The sequence below is a fragment of the Rhodanobacter sp. K2T2 genome (genome assembly GCF_013408815.1).
Lineage (GTDB): Bacteria > Pseudomonadota > Gammaproteobacteria > Xanthomonadales > Rhodanobacteraceae > Rhodanobacter.
In genome coordinates this window covers 183,138-199,978 of the sequence record NZ_JACCCA010000006.1, presented here as the reverse complement: position 1 = coordinate 199,978, position 16,841 = coordinate 183,138, and the positions used below count along the sequence as shown (strand labels likewise).

16 protein-coding genes are annotated in these 16,841 nt (G+C 62.5%); 7 read left to right on the top strand and 9 right to left on the bottom strand.

The window, feature by feature from the left end:
* Window positions 1-37 precede the first annotated feature (37 nt).
* Entirely contained in the window at window positions 38-307 is a 270-nt protein-coding gene (locus HDE78_RS11610; RefSeq protein ID WP_179479506.1) for a phosphopantetheine-binding protein, read from the top strand.
* Window positions 307-1,539 (top strand): beta-ketoacyl-[acyl-carrier-protein] synthase family protein, encoded by a 1,233-nt coding sequence (locus HDE78_RS11605; RefSeq protein WP_179479504.1) that lies wholly within the window; start codon window positions 307-309, stop codon window positions 1,537-1,539. The genes HDE78_RS11610 and HDE78_RS11605 overlap by 1 nt, the downstream gene beginning before the upstream one ends.
* Before the next feature lie 83 nt (window positions 1,540-1,622).
* Here the strand turns inward: HDE78_RS11605 and HDE78_RS11600 are convergent, their stop codons facing one another.
* Together HDE78_RS11600 and HDE78_RS11595 are read right to left on the bottom strand one after the other, a co-directional pair.
* Window positions 1,623-3,026 (bottom strand): aspartate aminotransferase family protein, encoded by a 1,404-nt coding sequence (locus HDE78_RS11600; RefSeq protein WP_179479502.1) that lies wholly within the window; start codon window positions 3,024-3,026, stop codon window positions 1,623-1,625.
* 84 nt (window positions 3,027-3,110) lie between these two features.
* Entirely contained in the window at window positions 3,111-3,821 is a 711-nt protein-coding gene (locus tag HDE78_RS11595) for an MtnX-like HAD-IB family phosphatase (RefSeq protein ID WP_179479766.1), read from the bottom strand.
* A gap of 167 nt (window positions 3,822-3,988) precedes the next feature.
* On the opposite strand from HDE78_RS11595, the gene HDE78_RS11590 reads away from it, so the two are divergent.
* On the top strand, window positions 3,989-4,840 hold the full coding sequence (locus HDE78_RS11590; RefSeq protein WP_345776056.1) for a MipA/OmpV family protein: 852 nt from the start codon (window positions 3,989-3,991) through the stop codon (window positions 4,838-4,840).
* A gap of 57 nt (window positions 4,841-4,897) precedes the next feature.
* On the opposite strand, the gene HDE78_RS11585 is transcribed toward HDE78_RS11590, so the two are convergent.
* The 4 genes from HDE78_RS11585 to HDE78_RS11570 all read right to left on the bottom strand — a co-directional run bounded on the left by HDE78_RS11585 (window position 4,898) and on the right by HDE78_RS11570 (window position 8,960).
* Complete coding sequence (locus tag HDE78_RS11585; protein WP_218862289.1) at window positions 4,898-5,158, bottom strand: hypothetical protein; 261 nt, start codon at window positions 5,156-5,158, stop codon at window positions 4,898-4,900.
* A gap of 81 nt (window positions 5,159-5,239) precedes the next feature.
* Window positions 5,240-7,039, bottom strand: a complete 1,800-nt coding sequence (locus HDE78_RS11580; RefSeq protein ID WP_179479496.1) for an amidase — start codon at window positions 7,037-7,039, stop codon at window positions 5,240-5,242.
* 1,061 nt (window positions 7,040-8,100) lie between these two features.
* A complete protein-coding gene (locus HDE78_RS11575; protein WP_179479494.1) occupies window positions 8,101-8,415 on the bottom strand; it encodes a non-heme iron oxygenase ferredoxin subunit in 315 nt (104 codons plus the stop codon).
* Window positions 8,412-8,960, bottom strand: coding sequence for a GNAT family N-acetyltransferase (locus HDE78_RS11570; RefSeq protein ID WP_179479492.1), 549 nt, complete (start codon window positions 8,958-8,960; stop codon window positions 8,412-8,414). Before HDE78_RS11570 ends, HDE78_RS11575 begins: the two co-directional genes overlap by 4 nt.
* 195 nt (window positions 8,961-9,155) lie before the next feature.
* On the opposite strand from HDE78_RS11570, the gene HDE78_RS11565 reads away from it, so the two are divergent.
* The 3 genes from HDE78_RS11565 to HDE78_RS11555 all read left to right on the top strand — a co-directional run bounded on the left by HDE78_RS11565 (window position 9,156) and on the right by HDE78_RS11555 (window position 13,036).
* Complete coding sequence (locus HDE78_RS11565) at window positions 9,156-11,189, top strand: M13-type metalloendopeptidase (protein ID WP_179479490.1); 2,034 nt, start codon at window positions 9,156-9,158, stop codon at window positions 11,187-11,189.
* A gap of 105 nt (window positions 11,190-11,294) precedes the next feature.
* A complete protein-coding gene (locus HDE78_RS11560) occupies window positions 11,295-12,278 on the top strand; it encodes an ABC transporter ATP-binding protein (RefSeq protein WP_179479488.1) in 984 nt (327 codons plus the stop codon).
* Window positions 12,275-13,036: an ABC transporter permease gene (locus HDE78_RS11555; RefSeq protein ID WP_179479486.1), complete on the top strand. Its 762-nt coding sequence runs from the start codon at window positions 12,275-12,277 to the stop codon at window positions 13,034-13,036. The genes HDE78_RS11560 and HDE78_RS11555 overlap by 4 nt, the downstream gene beginning before the upstream one ends.
* A 146-nt stretch (window positions 13,037-13,182) precedes the next feature.
* Here HDE78_RS11555 and HDE78_RS11550 read toward each other — a convergent pair whose 3' ends face one another.
* The 3 genes from HDE78_RS11550 to HDE78_RS11540 form a co-directional block, all read right to left on the bottom strand.
* Window positions 13,183-13,437 carry a CsbD family protein gene (locus tag HDE78_RS11550; protein ID WP_179479484.1) on the bottom strand — a complete coding sequence of 85 codons (255 nt, stop codon included), beginning with the start codon at window positions 13,435-13,437 and terminating at the stop codon, window positions 13,183-13,185.
* Between the two features lie 102 nt (window positions 13,438-13,539).
* Window positions 13,540-13,722, bottom strand: coding sequence for a CsbD family protein (locus HDE78_RS11545; protein WP_179479482.1), 183 nt, complete (start codon window positions 13,720-13,722; stop codon window positions 13,540-13,542).
* A 168-nt stretch (window positions 13,723-13,890) separates the two neighbouring features.
* Window positions 13,891-15,411 carry a helix-turn-helix transcriptional regulator gene (locus HDE78_RS11540; RefSeq protein ID WP_179479480.1) on the bottom strand — a complete coding sequence of 507 codons (1,521 nt, stop codon included), beginning with the start codon at window positions 15,409-15,411 and terminating at the stop codon, window positions 13,891-13,893.
* A 356-nt stretch (window positions 15,412-15,767) separates the two neighbouring features.
* Between HDE78_RS11540 and HDE78_RS11535 the strand changes: the two genes are divergently transcribed.
* Window positions 15,768-16,760, top strand: coding sequence for a hypothetical protein (locus tag HDE78_RS11535; protein WP_179479478.1), 993 nt, complete (start codon window positions 15,768-15,770; stop codon window positions 16,758-16,760).
* Window positions 16,761-16,841: the final 81 nt, after the last annotated feature.

The window sequence follows — 16,841 nt, the reverse complement described above, 5'->3', positions numbered from 1 at the left end:
AGCATTGTTGCCGTTTGCCACCAGGAAGCCACGCGCCATGAACGAGTCGATCCAGCAGCAGGTGTTCGAGATCATTGCCAAGCAGGCCAAGATCGACGTGGCCGTCATCACGCCCGAATCGACCCTGAAGGATCTGGGTATCGAATCGCTGGATGCCATCGAGCTGATCTTCGATATCGAAGAGCACTTCGACATCACCTTCCCCGACCAGCAGGGCGCCAACTTCGACAAGGACACGGCGCAGAGCCTGGTCGATGCGGTACAGACCGCGCTCGACAGCAAAGCGGCCGACGAAGGAAGCAAGTAATGCCCAATGTGGCCACGCGTCGTGTCGTGATTACCGGCATGGGCGCCATCAGCGCGCTGGGCGTCGGCGCAGAGGCCTTGTGGCAAGGCTTGCGCGCAGGCCGCAGCGGCATCGCCCCGCTGCGCCATCAGGACGCGGCACGCGTACGCGTCAAGGTGGCCGCACAGGTGCCCGAAAGTTTCGATCCGGCGGTCGGTATCGACGAGCGCACCCTGACACAACTCGATCGCACCTCGGAATTCGCGCTGCACGCGGCCGACGAGGCCATCCAGCAATCCGGTCTGGATTTCAGCAACAGGGAAGTCGGGGCGCGTACGGCGGTAATCGTCGGCACCGGCGTCGGCGGCGAAACCACCCAGGACGAACAGAGCCGGCGCCTCTACGCCGAAAACGCCACCCGCGTTCACCCGTTGAGCATCGTGCGCGTGATGACCAACGCGTCGGCCAGCCAGATCAGCATCAAATATGGCCTGCGCGGACCGACCTTTGCCGTGGCCAGCGCCTGCGCGTCGGCCAACCACGCGATCATCCAGGCGGCGCAGATGATTCGCTACGGCATGGCCGATACCGCCATCACCGGCGGCACGGAAGCATGCATCAGCTACGTCGTGCTGCGCGGATGGGAGGCCATGCGCGTACTGGCCGACGACACCTGCCGCCCCTTCAGCATCAACCGACGCGGCCTGGTGATCGGCGAGGGCGCAGGCATCTTCGTGCTCGAATCGCTGGAGCACGCGCAGGCGCGCGGCGCGACGATTCTCGCCGAGCTGGCGGGCGGCGGCATGACGGCCGACGCCACCGACATCGTGATGCCCAGCGCCGACGGCGCTGCCGCCGCGATGGCACAGGCGCTCAACGAAGCCGGCCTGGCACCCGACGATATCGACTACATCAACGCCCACGGCACCGGCACTCAGGCCAACGACGCGACCGAGACCAGAGCCATTCGCCTCACCTTCGGCGCGCACGCCGACCGCCTCGCGGTATCGTCCACCAAGTCGATGCACGGCCATGCGCTCGGTGCCTCGGGCGCGCTGGAACTGGTCGCCGTGGTCAACGCGCTGCGCTATGGCATCGTGCCGCCGACCGCCAATTTCGACCAGGCCGATCCGGCCTGCGACCTGGATATCGTGCCCAACGTGGCCCGTGAGATGCCGGTGTGGGCCGCGCTGAGCAACTCCTTCGCGTTCGGCGGACTCAACGCGGTGCTGGCGATCAAACGCGCGCCCTGAAGCGATTTTCCGATCCGACAAACAAAAGAACCCGGCGAGCGATCGCCGGGTTCTTTTTGCGTGGAAACCACGCGCCTCGGACATCAGCCCTTCTTGGCTTTCGTCAGCAGCTGATCCAGCAAGGAAATCGCCAGATCGATCTCTTCGTGGGTAATGTTGAGCGACGGCGCGAACGTGATCACGTTCTTGTACCAGCCGCCCACGTCCAGCACGAGGCCGATCTTCTTGCCGTTGTGCTCCAGATCGCCGGCCAGGCCGATATCGACCATCTTGTCGAGCAGCGCCTTGTTCGGCGTGAAGCCGTCGTCCGTGCAGATTTCCGCACGCAGGGCGAGACCCAGGCCGTCGACGTCGCCGATTTCCTTGTGACGCTTCTGCAGGTCGCGCAGGCCGTCGAGGAAATGCTTGCCCTTGGCCGGCACGGTGGTTTCGTAGTCCAGCTCGTAGCCCATCTTGATCACTTCCAGACCCAGCGAGGTACCCAGCGGGTTGGAGTTGAAGGTCGAGTGGGTCGAGCCCGGCGGAAACACGGTCGGGTTGATCAGCTCTTCGCGCGCCCACAGACCCGACAGCGGATTGAGGCCGTTGGTCAGCGCCTTGCCGAACACCACGATATCCGGCGTCACGCCGAAGTTCTCGATCGACCACAGCTTGCCGGTACGCCAGAAACCCATCTGGATTTCATCGGACACCATCAGGATGCCGTACTTGTCGAGCACTTTTTTCAAGCCCTGGAAGAAGCCCGGCGGCGGGATCACGTAACCGCCGGTGCCCTGGATCGGCTCGACGTAGAACGCGGCGTATTCGCACTGGTTCGTCTTCGGATCCCACACGCCGTTGTATTCGGTCTCGAACAGGCGCTCGAACTGGCGCACGCAGCTGTCGGAATACTCTTCCGGCGTCATGCCCTTCGGACGACGGAACGGATACGGAAACGGCAGGAACATCGCGCGCTCGCCGAAATGGCCGAAGCGACGGCGGTAGCGGTAGCTCGAGGTGATCGACGAAGCGCCCAGCGTACGGCCGTGGTAGCCGCCTTCGAACGCGAACATCAGGCTCTTGCCGTTGCAGGCGTTGCGCACGATCTTCAGCGAATCCTCGATCGCCTGCGCGCCGCCCACATTGAAATGCACGCGACCGTCCAGGCCGAATTTTTTCTTGGCGTCGATCGCGATGGTCTTGGCCAGCTCGATGCGGGTCTGATGCAGGTACTGGCTGGCCACCTGCGGCAGCAGGTCGATCTGGTTCTTCAGCACATCGTTGAGGCGCTTGTTGGCGTAGCCGAAGTTGACCGCCGAGTACCACATCTGCAGGTCGAGGAACGGCGTGCCCTCGGTATCGAACATGTAGCTGCCTTCGCAGCCGCGGAAGATCTTGGGCGGATCAACATAGTGCACGGTATCGCCGAACGAGCTGTACTTGGCCTCGTCGGCCAGCAGCTGCGCGTCGTCGATCACGACCTGGGCGTTCTTGTCGAAAGCGTTCATGGGCGGGGAGTCCGTGATAATTCAAGGGAAATATTTAGAAGGTGTATCGATGCCGAAGTTCAGCCGAATCCTGCGCTGGCTGGATCAGTAAGGCACGCTGAGCGCGGGCTGCGGCGCGTGATCTTCCAGCAGGCTGCCGTCGAGCAGGCGCGGCAGCAGATCCAGCGCATCCTCGAAACCGGTGATCGGCGCGTACGGGATGCCCGCGGCGCGGCAATGCTCGATCAGGCGATGTTTGGCGAACACGAAATCCACCCGATCCGCCGCGCAGAAATCCGACGCGCCGTCACCGATCAGCAAGGTCTTGGTGCCCGGACCTGACGCGCGGGCCTGGGCCACACAGGCGCACTTGCAGGTGCCGCTGCGGCAGCCGTCCGCCTGAAACGGCGAGGTCAGCTGCCACTGCTTCGGCGGCGGCGCCGGCGCCAGATGATTGGCGGCCAGCGGCAGATCGTCCAGGCCATAGCGGCCGAGAATCTTGTGAATGGCGTAATCCAGGCCGTCGCTGACCACGCGGATCGGCACGTTGAGCGCGCGCGCCTTGGCCACAAAGCCCGGAAACGCATGGTCGATCCACAGGCCGGCCAGGTGCGTGTCCAGCTCGTCGCGGGTCATCTTCAGCAGATCGACCTGGCCGGACATGCACTCGCGCGAACCGATGCGACCGGCGCGCCAGTCCTGCTCAAGCACTTCCCAGCCCGGCTTGCCGAAACGGTCCAGCAGGGAGTCGATGACGTCCTCGACGGAAATCGTGCCGTCGAAGTCGCATAGGATGGTCCAGTTGGACAAGGGCATCGGCTGTTCACTGTTGTAAATCATGTGTGAAGGATAGAAACCCTCCCTTTCGGCCTCCTTTCTCAAAAACTTAACGAACAGTGTCTAGGCTGCCTGGCGGCATGCATCTGCGTTCACGGTCAAATCGCCTATGCTTGGCTATCCCTTGCCCTGTATGCATTCCCGACGTGTCTCTATTCGCTTTGCCCGAACCGCTCCTGCAACATTCATCCTTTCGTCGCATTCAGCTTTCCGCGTGGTTCCTGTCCAGTTGCTTGCTGGCAGGGCTGACCTGGTCGTTCACCAGCGCTGCCGATACGGGCGATGTCACGCCGGACCCGAACGCCGTCACCCTCGCCCTGGGCGCCGGGGTGGAGCGCCTGCCGAGCTTTCCCGGCGCGAAATCGCATCGGAATGAGCCGATTCCCTACGTCGATTTCGAGTGGCCGGACCACGTCAGCCTGTCCACGCTCGACGGCCTGCAGGTCGATTTGATCGGCGGCAGCGTGCTGCACGGCGGTGTATTCGGCGATTATCAGTGGGGTCGCGATACCGATGACCTGAGCCCGCGGCTGCGCGAAAAGCTCAACCCGCTGTCGCCGCGCCTGACCGCCGGCGGCTATCTGGAGTGGCAGCTGACCAAGCAGATCGACGTCGGCACCAACCTCACTCATGACATCAACGGCGCGGGCGCCTATCTCAACGTCTATGCCGAGTGGGATCTGCCGAAGGTGTGGCTGATCGAGCATTCGCTGCAGGTTCGCTGGCAGGCAATGAATGGCCCGGCGATGAGCCGCTTTTTCGGCATCACGCCAACCCAGTCCAGTCTGCTGAACGTGCCGAGCTGGCGTCCCGATACAGGAAGTCAGCTGGCCGATCTGGAGTACGACGTCTTCGTGCCCACCAGCCAGCACACCGGCATAGCGCTGGCTCTGACCTACGGTCGCCTGCTCGGCAACGCCGCCGACAGTCCCCTGGTGACGCGGTTCGGCTCAGCGACGCAGATTTCCGAATCGCTGGCGTTCGTCTATCACTGGTAATCGCCGGCTCGACCTCATCTGAAGCCGAAACGGCGCCGTGCGGAACCCAGGAACCGATCAAGCCATGATCTTCGGCACGAACTTGCGGTAGATCCGTTCCATCAAAAACCAGGTCAGCGCGCCGAACACGGCACCACCGACAGACCACAACAGCGCGGATATCGCGATAAACCGCCCGCTGATATCACCGCGATGCACGATAAACGTCATCACGATAAACATGGTCAGACCATAGGACAGCACGCCCCGGAGCAGCACAAAGCGTGTCATGCCGCCGGCCCGTGTTTTCTCCCAATTGCGAAGACCTCTGGCTTTCACGTGCACTCCGATGGAGGCTCGGACAAAAGTAGTTCGGCACCTTTTCGAATCCGAATCATAGATTGCACGGGCAAATCCGCCTCAAAAGCCTGGCGGTCGCTCGCCCGCGACGCCCATCGCCTGCTCCAGCGCCAGGCCGACCTGAGCGATGGTGCCTTCCTCGAATAGACGTCCGATCAGGGTCACGCCATAGGGCACGCGACGCGGTGACGAAAAAGTGGGGAGCGGATGCTGGGGATCAGGCGCCCAATCGCTGCGCGCCTGAGAAACCTCGACGAAACCGGTGCGCAGGGTCAGCGACGGATGGCCGGTGTTGTTGCTGATCACCAGCATCTCGTCGCGCAGAGACGGCACCAGCAGCAGGTCCACGCTCGCCATCACGCGAGCCATCTCGAGAGCGACCTTGCGACGCAGCCGATCGGCCTGGACGAAATCCACCGCCGACAGAAAGCGCGATTCGCGAAACAGGTTGGGCCATGCGTCCGGCACCTGCATGCTGAGCTCGTCGGCCTTGCCGCTGAGCGTCAGCTCTTCGAAGGCAGCGGCCGACTCGGCAAACAGAATGAGATTGAGCGAATCGTACGGCCAGTCCGGCAAGCTGACCTCGGTGGACACCATGCCGAGCTTGCGCATCGCTTCGAGCGAGGCGCGGTCGACCTCGGTGGCCGGATCCTCCTTCATCCATCCGGGAAAGTAGCCGACCTTGAGGCCTTTGACCGAAGCGCCCGCATCGTAGGCCAGATGGCTGGGCACGCTGGCCACGTCGATGCCGTCCGGCCCGCTGATGGCGTGCAGCACCAGCATGGTGTCCTCGACAGAGCGCGTCATCGCGCCGAGTTTGTCCAGGCTCCAGCACAGCGTCATCGCGCCGGTGCGCGGTACACGGCCGTAGGTCGGGCGCAGTCCGGTGACGCCGCAGCGCATCGACGGGCTGACGATGCTACCGCCGGTTTCGCTGCCGATGGAAAATCCGACCAGTCCGGCCGCCGTGGCGGCGCCGGGACCCGCACTGGAACCGGACGCCCCTTCCTGCAGCAGCCAGGGGTTCATCGTCTGGCCGCCGAACCAGATGTCGTTGAGCGCCAGCGCGCCCATGCTGAGCTTGGCCAGCAATACGGCGCCGGCATCGTAGAGACGCTTGACCACGGTGGCATCGCCGGTCGGCACCCGATCGCGGAACGGTTCGGCGCCATAGGTCGTGGGAATGCCCGCGGTGTCGAGCAGATCTTTCACGCCAAACGGAATGCCGTGCAGCGGCCCGCGGTACTTGCCTGCGGCAATCTCACGATCGGCCTGCGCAGCCTGGGCCAGCGCCTGCGGCTCCAACAGGGTGATGATGCAGCGCAACTGCGGATCGAAGCGCTTGATCCGTGCAAGATAAATCGTCGTGAGCCGGGTCGAACTAAGCTGGCGCGTGCGCACCCAGTACGACAGGTGCGTCACCGGCGCAAAGGCGATGTCCGCGTCGTTCGCCGGCAACGGGCCGGGGCTGCGCTGAGTCGGCGAGAAACGATTTGTCGCGGGGCCAGACGTATGACCGGGCAGCATCGGATTCCACACCGTGGCCGGCGGCAGGGTGTCCTGCAACGCCACTTTGCGCGGCCCCGCGCGCCGTTCGAGCATGCTCGCCATCGACGTGCGCCAGTTCGCCGCCGCCATCGCGCGCTGCGCCGGCGTCAGCGTCACCTGCTCCAGCTTCTCGGCCTCGGCGAATGTCGCCGCCGTAACCTCGGGGCCGACCGCCGGCGCAGTGTTGAACGCACCCGGCGCACCCGGTGGCGGCTTCGCCTCGTCGGCACCCTTCGCCTCGATGCGCGATGCCACGGCCAGACCTAACAAGCCCAGCGGCGCCTGGGCCAGAAAATCGCGACGCGTCTTCATAATGTCCCCTTCAATGAGATTGGTACGCGCGCTCAGGCGCAAAACGACTCCATCTCCCGAGTATTACTTGCCGCGCCACGTGAAGGCGAGGTGCGAGGTTAAAATAATCAGGGACTGCGACCTATGCTCCGGTGCAGCCCGAACATATTTCCCTTATGTCAAAATCCGCTACCACTGACCAGCCAACGCTTTCCTGCGCTCGGCAATAACGCCTGCACCAATAATCGACGCACTCCGCACTTTATTTTGCAAATTTAAGATATTCACTTGAATGGTGAAGGTCTCCCGCCAGCAAAAAGCATCGCACCCACAATGATCGGGGGTCACCAAAACCCTCGCAAAACTCAGCCTAACGAAAGAGGCGATTGCGCGGATTCTTCATTAACAAACTATACTACGGCCGAGGGGCTTTAAAAATTTTGACGACGCATTAGACGCTTCCGAGGGAACCACTTTGAACGCAATTGCAAATACATTTCGCGGTTTCCTGAACATTACAGCATCGGGTGTACTGCTGTTAATAGCGGTGGTTTCGTTCAATTCAATGACTAACGCCGCTCACAGCAACTCAAATTTTGAATCAGACGATATCGCGGGAATGGCTGTTTTTTTTGCACTTGCCTGCTTGAGCGGATATCTGGCAAAAAAATTCTCGATGCATCGTCCGAGGCACTCCTCGTCTACAGCCTGCTCGATCTTGAACGCAATCGCTTGCCTGCTATTCGCAGGATCGCTGGTGTATTTCGTCACTCATCGCTAAGTGACAAGCCGTGCCGGGGCTGGCGTCAGCGAGACTTGAAGCGTTCAGGCAAGTTGACTAATAGAGCTCACTTTATCGTGGCGTATCGAGCCACGAAGACGATATCGCTAGCGGCAACTGTTCTACGAATAATGGTCTGTTAAGCGACTTGATGAGACAAACCAAACAAGAAACTTCAGCCGACCTCTCATCAATGCAGCAATACCGAAATCCATCTTTTCACTATTCTCGCCCAAATCCGTAATGGAAGCGGAATCACGAGACTATCGATTTAACGGACAGCCAGAGGAGTGCCGGCAACTCACCGATCATCCCGCGTCCAAACTGCTCCACCCTCTTCCTGCACCGGAAAACTCGCGATCGGCTCATATGCCGGCGGCTTGGTGACGTTGCCGCTGCGCAGATCGAAGCGGGCGCCGTGCCGCGGGCATTCGACTTCGAAGCCGTGGACGTCGCCGCCGGCGAGTTCGCCGCCGTCGTGCGAGCAGATGTCTTCGATGGCGTAGAGGGCGCCGTCGATGTTGTAGACGGCGATGGCGGTGTCGCCGTCCCACACGACCTTGAACTCGCCGGGCAGGATCTCGCTGCGGGTACCGACCTTGATCCAGCCGTTCATGCGGGCTGCTTCGCGAAGGTTTTCACCAGCACTTCGAAGCGTAGGTCGGGGCGACGCGGAATGCCGAAACGCTCGTCGCCATACGGGAACGGCTCGTACTCCGCGGTGCGCAGATAGCCGCGGCGTTCGTACCAGGCGATGAGTTCGTTGCGCTGCTCGATCACGGTCATGCGCATGGCACGGCACTGCCAGCGTTCGCGCGCCAGTCGCTCGGCTTCGGCCAGCACCGCCTTGCCCAGACCGCCGCCCTGTTGGGCGGGATCGACGGCGAACATGCCGAAGTAACCGAACTTGCCCTGGCGTTCGACGTGGCAGCTGGCGATCAGCCGACCGTCGCGCTCGGCCAGCAGCACGCAGCTGTGCGGACGCTTGATGACGGCGCCGACGTCTTCGTTGTTGGTGCGCCGGCCGTCGAGCAGGTGCGATTCGGTGGTCCAGCCGCGCAGGCCGGACTCGCCGCGGTAGGCGGACTCGACCAGGGCGACGATGGCAGGAATATCGGCCGCTTCGGCGGTACGGAAAGAAAGGTCGACAGAGGTATTCATCCGCCGATGATAGTGCGGCCGCGGGCTCTTCTTCCATGTAATGCCATATGTCCCGTCAGGCACGTGGCGAGCCGCCCAAAAGCCGTGGACCATGACCTTCGACACTGTCTACCCCCGGCCCCGGTTGACTACGGTCGAGGATTAACTGCCCGGGCTCGGGCGATCGAAACGCGCCACGGCGCAGAGGGAAACTCCATGACGTACCGATTCGTGAAACCGTTGGCCTTTGCCGTGGGCGTGGCCCTTTCCATCAATGCGGTGGCCGCAACCTCCGTTTTTGACGTGAAAGAACTCGACCCCAGCATCAAGCCCTGCGCCGACTTCAACGGCTTCGTCAACGCGAAATGGGTGGCAAGCCACCCGATCCCTGCCGATCGCACGCGCTGGGGTTCATTCGACGCGCTGCGCGAGGACAGCCTCAACGTGCAGCACAAGATCGTCGACGCGGCCGCCGCCAACGCGGCAAAGGCCGCACCCGGCTCGATTCAGCAGAAGATCGGCTACCTCTATGCATCCGGCATGGACGAAGCCAAGGTCGACCGCGCCGGTTTCGACCCGATCAAACCGCAGCTGGCACAGATCGACGGGCTGAAGAATGCGGGCGATATCGCCGGCTATATCCGCGACAGCTACACCCGCGGCGAACCGGTGCTGTTCCGCTTCGGCGGTAACGGCGACTTCAAGGATTCCAGCCAGGAGATCGCCTACGTCGGCCAGGGCGGCCTCGGCCTGCCCACGGTCGATTACTACAGCAAGCCGGAGTTTGAGAAGATCCGCACCGCCTACGTGGCGCACATCGCCAAGCTGCTCACGCTCACCGGCGTCGACGCTGCGGATGCCCAGCAGCAGGCCACCAGCGTGCTTGCGTTCGAAACACGCCTTGCCGCCGCCTCGCTGCCACCGGTGCAGATGCGCAAGCCGGAAAACCGCTATCACTACGTCAGCATCGCCGATGCCGACAAGCTCACGCCGAGCTTCGACTGGGCGACGTTCTTCAAATCGCAGCATGCCGATGTCGCTGCTGGCTTTTCTTTCTCGCAGCCGGCCTTCTTTAGCGAAGTACAGAAGATGTTCGGCGACGTGCCGGCCGCGCAGTGGCAGGCGTACTTCCGCTATCACCTGATCTCCAACGCAGCGCCTTACCTATCCACGCCGTTCCAGCAGGAGGACTTCGCGTTCGAGAACCAGACCCTCAACGGCCAGAAGGAAATGGAGCCGCGCTGGAAGCGCGTGCTGGCAGCCACCAACGACGGTATGGGCATGGCGCTGGGACAGCTTTACGTCGCCGACAACTTTTCACCGGTCGCCAAGCAGCGCGCCGAGGAACTCGTTGCCAATCTGCGCGCGGCGTACAAGACGCGCATCGAGAATCTGGCCTGGATGAGCGACGCCACCAAGCAGAAGGCGCTGGAGAAGTGGGCCACCTTTGTGCCGAAGATCGGCTATCCCGACAAATGGCGCGACTGGTCCGGCCTCACCCTGGTGCCGGACAACTACTACGCCAACGTGCAGGCCGCCGAGAAGTTCAACTACGACTACCGCGTCGCCAAGATCGGCAAACCGGTCGACCGCAGCGAGTGGGGCATGACGCCGCAAACGGTGAACGCCTACTACAACGCGCAGCAGAACGAGATCGTGTTTCCTGCGGCGATCCTGCAGCCGCCGTTCTTCGACGCTAAGGCGGATGACGCGATCAACTACGGCGGCATCGGCGCGGTGATCGGTCACGAGATGGGCCATGGCTACGACGACCAGGGCAGCAAGTTCGACGCCAAAGGTAACAACGTGAACTGGTGGACCGATGCCGACCGCAAGGCGTTTGAGGCGCGTACCGACAAACTGGCCGCCCAGTTCGACGCGTACGAGCCGCTGCCGGGCAAGCACGTCAACGGCCATCTGACCATGGGCGAGAACATCGGCGACCTGGGCGGCTTGAACGCTGCCTACACCGCTTTGCAGATGGCGCTGTCGAAGAACCCCGCCGAAGCCAAGCGCAAAATAGACGGCTATACCGAGGACCAGCGCTTCTTCCTCAACTGGGCCCGCGTATGGCGCGGCAATATCCGTCCGCAAGCGCAGATCACCCTTCTCAATACCGATCCGCATGCACCGGCGCAGTTCCGTGCGATCGGTGCGCCGTCGAACATGCCGGAGTTTGCGCAGGCGTTCAAATGCAAGGCTGGCGATGCGATGGTCCGTTCGCCCGAGACCCAGGTAAAGATCTGGTAATCCTACGAAGCGAGCGCTTTTCGCTCAGAAACCGAAAACCGCGGCCTTCGGGCTGCGGTTTTTTTGTACAGGGAGGACAATGCCCGGCAAGCCTCTGGAGACATCATGCAAAACGCAGCAAACTCGATCGTGAGCATTCGCGGACTGGGCAAGGTCTACGCCTCCGGCCACGTGGCTCTGAAGCATATCGACCTGGAGATACGCCGCGGCGAGATTCTCGCCCTGCTCGGCCCCAACGGCGCGGGCAAGACCACGCTGATCAGCATCATCTGCGGCATCGTCCAACCGACCAGCGGCACGGTGCTGGCAAACGGCTATGACATCGTGCGCGACTACCGCGCCGCGCGTGCGCAGATCGGCCTGGTGCCGCAGGAGCTGTCCACCGATGCGTTCGAATCGGTATGGTCCACGGTCACCTTCAGCCGCGGCCTTTTCGGCAAAGCGCCCAATCCGGCGCATATCGAAAAGGTGCTGCGCGACCTGTCACTGTGGGAGAAGAAGGACAGCAAGATCATGTCGCTCTCCGGTGGCATGAAGCGTCGCGTGCTGATCGCCAAGGCGCTGTCGCATGAGCCGCAGATCCTGTTTCTCGACGAACCCACCGCCGGCGTCGACGTGGAGCTGCGCCACGACATGTGGGAAATGGTACGCGCGCTGCGCGAAAGCGGCGTCACCATCATCCTCACCACACACTACATCGAGGAAGCCGAGGAAATGGCCGACCGCATCGGCGTGATCAACAAGGGCGAACTGGTGCTGATCGAGGACAAGGACGTGCTGATGCGCAAGCTCGGCAAGAAGCAGCTCACGCTGCAGCTGCAGAGTCCGCTGGAGCGCATACCCGACGCGCTGGCCGGCCTGCCGCTGGAGCTGAGCGAGAACGGCGGCGCGCTGGTCTACACCTTCGACGCGCAAGGCGAGCAGACCGGCATCGCGCCGCTGCTGCGCAGGCTCGGCGAGCTGGGCATCGACTTCAAGGATCTGCACTCCAGCGAGAGTTCGCTGGAAGAGATTTTCGTCAGCCTGGTGCATACCGCCAAGCCGTTGGAAAAAAGCGGGCGAAACGGCCAGCCGGAGGCACGCGCATGAATATTCACGCCATACGCGCGATCTACCGCTTCGAAATGGCGCGCACGTTTCGCACACTGATGCAGAGCATCGCCTCGCCGGTGATCTCCACCTCGCTGTACTTCGTGGTGTTCGGCACCGCTATCGGCTCACGCATGGGACATATCGGCGGTGTGAGCTACGGCGCCTTCATCATCCCCGGCCTGGTCATGCTGTCGCTGCTGAATGAAAGTATCTCCAACGCCTCGTTCGGCATCTACCTGCCGAAGTGGTCGGGCACGATTTACGAGCTGCTGTCCGCACCGGTGTCGTATATCGAAGTGGTGCTCGGCTATGTGGGTGCGGCGACGACCAAGTCGGTGCTGCTCGGCATTCTGATCTTGGCGACCGCGCGGCTGTTCGTGCCGTACGAGATCGCACATCCGATCTGGATGGTCGGCTTTCTCGTGCTGACCGCGATCACCTTCAGCCTGTTCGGTTTTATCATCGGTCTGTGGGCGGACGATTTTCAGAAGCTGCAGGTGATCCCGCTGATGGTCGTGACGCCGCTGACTTTTCTCGGCGGCGCGTTCTACTCGATCAGCATGCTGCCACCGCTATGGCAGAACATCACCCTGTTCAATCCGGTGGTGTATCTGATCAGCGGCTTCCGCTGGAGTTTTTACGGCGTGGCCGATGTCAATGTCGCGCTAAGCCTGGGCGCGACACTGGGCTTCATGGCGTTGTGTCTGTTGGTAATCGGCTGGATTTTTCGTACGGGATACAAGCTCAGAAGCTGAGTTTGACGCGAAGAACGGTAGGTATTTCCCCTGCCCGCTGTTTGTTGAAAGCAAAGGGCCGAAGGTTCGCACCTTCGGCCTTTGCGAATATCCGTCCTCGCTTTACCGGCTCGCCTCATGGACGACTGGCAAAAAGCGACGATGGATCAGTCGCGGCGCGCGAACAGCATGCCAAGCACAAAGGCCACACCGGCGGCGATCAGCACGGTGCCGACCGGCTTGTCGGCGGCCAGCTCGCGCACATCGTCCAGCACTTCGCCAGCCTTGGCCTGGGCGGTGCCGGCAACCTGACGGACCTTGCCCTTGAGCTGATGCTCGGCGTCCCCGGTCAGCGCACCGGCGGCATCCTCGATCTTGCCGGCGACGTTGCGGATGGTGCCTTCGACTTCGTTCTTGTCCATTGCGGTATTCCTGCGTGGTAGGGGGGAATGTTGTAGGAAAATCTGAAACGGAGCACGCGCTGCAAAGCTTTCCGCTTAGCGTGCTCCAGTTGCTTGTGATGTCTATTTCTTCAGCGCGTCGCGGACCTTGTCGGCGGCCTCGCCAGCTTTGACCTGCGCCTTGCCAACCTGCTTTTCCGCAGCGCCTTCGAGCTGAGTCTTCTTGTCACCGGTCAATTTGCCGATGGCTTCCTTGACCGAGCCCTTGACCTGCTTGGCGGTGCCGTCGATACGATTCTTGTCCATCGCTATCTCCTCATCATCATGGTCAGTCGATGCCCGACGCACATGGGGTTTGTCGGGCCGGTGAGCAGAATGCGTGATCGCATGTGAAGGAAGAAGCACCAATTGAACCAGTTCGATTAGTGCATTTGCGTGGACAGACAGCGGCGATTAAGTCCTGGGCAGAGGCACTCAGCGCGCACGGCGCGGCTTTTTTCGCACCGTGGGGCGATCGGGGGAATGGCCGAACACGCCACGTTCGCGTGCCCACACGATGGCCTCGCTGCGGCTGTGTACATCGAGCTTGGAATACAGCGCCGCCACGTGGTTGCGCACGGTGTTCGGTGCGAGGCCCAGACGCGCGGCGATCTCCTTGTCGGCCAGGCCTTCGCACATCAGCCCAAGCGTATCGCGCTCGCGCGCGGTGAGGTCGGCCAGCTCGGCGCTGGTCAGTTCGCTGGGCGCGTTGGCACGACGCACGTTGGCCATTTTCTCGATCAGCGTCTGGCTGAACCACGAAGCATCCTTCATCACCGCCTCGATCGCGCTGACCAGCTCCATTTCGCTGCGCTTGCGCTCGGTGATGTCCAGCAGCACCAGCAGGTAGCACGTGGTGCCGTGGATGCTGACGGTCTCGGCAGAGAGCAGGCAATCCAGCAGCTCGCCGGTTTTCTTGCGGATCGCGTACTCCGTGTTTTGCAGGCTGCCCACGGTTTCCAGCAGCTTGCCCAGCTGGGTATTGGCATGGCGATCGTCGAGCAGGCCGATTTCCGCGATGGATTTGCCCAGCACTTCTTCCGGCGCAAAGCCGGTGGTGCCGACGAACGCCTCGTTGACCTCGACCACGTGGAAGCGATCCGAACTGCATACCATGGTCGCCACCGGCGACATGCGGAACGCCTTGGCGAAGCGCTCCTCGCTCTGACGCAGCGCATCTTCGGCCTTGCGCCGCGGCTCCAGATCCATGAAGGAAAACAGCATGCACGCCTCGTCGCCAACTTCGATCGGCTGACCGGCGACCACGACAAACTTGGTACCACCCTCGGGCAGCTTCAGCTCGGCCTGCATCTGCGGAATGGTGGCGCCTTCGCCGAGCCGCTCGATCGCCAGCTCCTTGTTTTCGGCACGCTCCAGCACGTCGAGCTCGTACACCGAATGACCGATCACCTGCTCGCGCGTGTAGCCCGTCATTTCCATGAAGCCCTGGTTGACCTTGATGTAGCGCAGATCGCTGAGGCGACAGATCACTGCCGGCGCGGGATTCGCGTTGAAGGTCTTCTCGAAGCGTTGCTCCGCGCTGGCCCAGTCGGTGGCGTCGGCAATGATCAGCACCAGGCAGTCCGGCGCACCGTCCGCGTCTGTCAGCACCATGCTGCGCACGCGGTGCACCCAGCGCTTTTCTTCATCGCCGGTTGCCACCACCTCGACCACCACGTCGGTAAACGACTCGCCCGCGATGACCCGGTCGATCGGGTAATTGCCGGCAGCGAGGCGATGGTTGTTGCGGTAGCGCAGCTGAAAGCGTTCGCGGTACTCGGTCACCGTGGCGCCGAGCTCGGCGACTTCGCTAATGCCGTGCATGTCCAGCGCGGCCTGGTTGGCCCACATGATCGTCTGGTCCGGCTCGATCAGGATCACGCCGTCGCTCAGTCCGGTGATGATTTGCTGAAGCTGGCGGCGGTCGGTTTGGGTGCGCAGAACGTGATCGGTCATGGAAGTAACTCGTGGATGGCCGCCGCCGCACGGCGGAAAGGGATACATGTTTTTGGCGCTGCCCCAGCCTGCGCTCGAACGTGGGCTGGGGCAGCGCCGGTTGGTGCATCAGTGCAGGTGCACCAAGAATATAGCCCACCGCCGTCAGGGCTTGAGACGAATGCACTAGTCGCGCTGGTGCATTTGCAAGGCGACGCCCCTCGTTCGCCGGCGCAGAATTCGCCCCGACTCATCACACAGAAGCTGCATTTGGACACCTAGACTGCCGCCCGCCTCGCTGGCTCGACGCGGATGGCGGCGACAGATCTAACCGCTTTCATCGACTCACACCATTCATCATCACCTGAGGAACACGCATGACCACCTACGTAAACCCCGAGCAACAGCCACGTATTTCATGGGGCGCGATTTTTGCCGGCTGCTTTATTTCGCTGATCGCCTACCTGGTGCTGAGCGTGCTGGGCACGGCCATCGGTGCCAGCACCATCGACCCGCTGGGCGATGCCAATCCGCTGAGCGGCTTCGGCAAGGGCACCGGCATCTGGCTGGGCGTTACTACCCTGATCGCGATCCTTGTGGGCGCCTTCGTCGCCGGCCGCTCCGCACCGGGCCAGGGCGGCCTGCACGGCGTGCTGAGCTGGTCGCTGACCACGTTGATCACGACGTATCTGGTGGCCTCGTTGGCTTCCGGCATTGCCGGTGCCGCTACCGGCGCGGTCGGCAAGGGCCTGTCGCTGGCGGGTGACGGCGTCGCCGCTGCGGCGCCGCACATCGCCTCCGGCGTCAAGGACGAGCTGCAGAAAAATGGCATCAACTTCGACTTCACCGATCTGCAGACTCAGCTGGACACCTTGCTGCGCCAGACCGGCAAGCCGGAACTGGACCCGTCCAACCTGAAGGCCACCGCGCAGCAGGCTGCCAATGACGGCAAGGACACGGCCCAACAGACGGCCACCACGCCGCAGCAGACCGATCAGCAGCTCAGCGACTGGTTTGCCCGCGTGAAGCAGGAAGGCCAGCCGGCGCTGAATGCCGCCGACAAGGATGCGCTGGTCAACATCGTGGCCGCCCGCACCGGCAAGTCGCACGACGAGGCACAGCAGATCGTCGGCAACTATGCGCAGACCTATCAGCAGGCGATGGCGAAGTTCCAGCAGCTGAAGCAGGAAGCCGAGCAGAAGGCGCGTGAAGCGGCCGACGCTACCGTACGTGGCGTGTCGAAGGCGGCCTGGGGTGCGCTGGTGCTGCTGGTCCTCGGTGGCGTGATCGCCTTCTTCGCCGGCCTGTTTGGCTTTGCCCGTCGCCCGGTGACCGCGGTGGTGGTGAAGCGTCCTTACGAAGTCGACTGAGGCTTCAGGACAACGATGGCGCTGACGCCTCGGCGCAGCGCTTCGCACATAGCCTTGAAGATATCGCCTTAAAGCATCGCC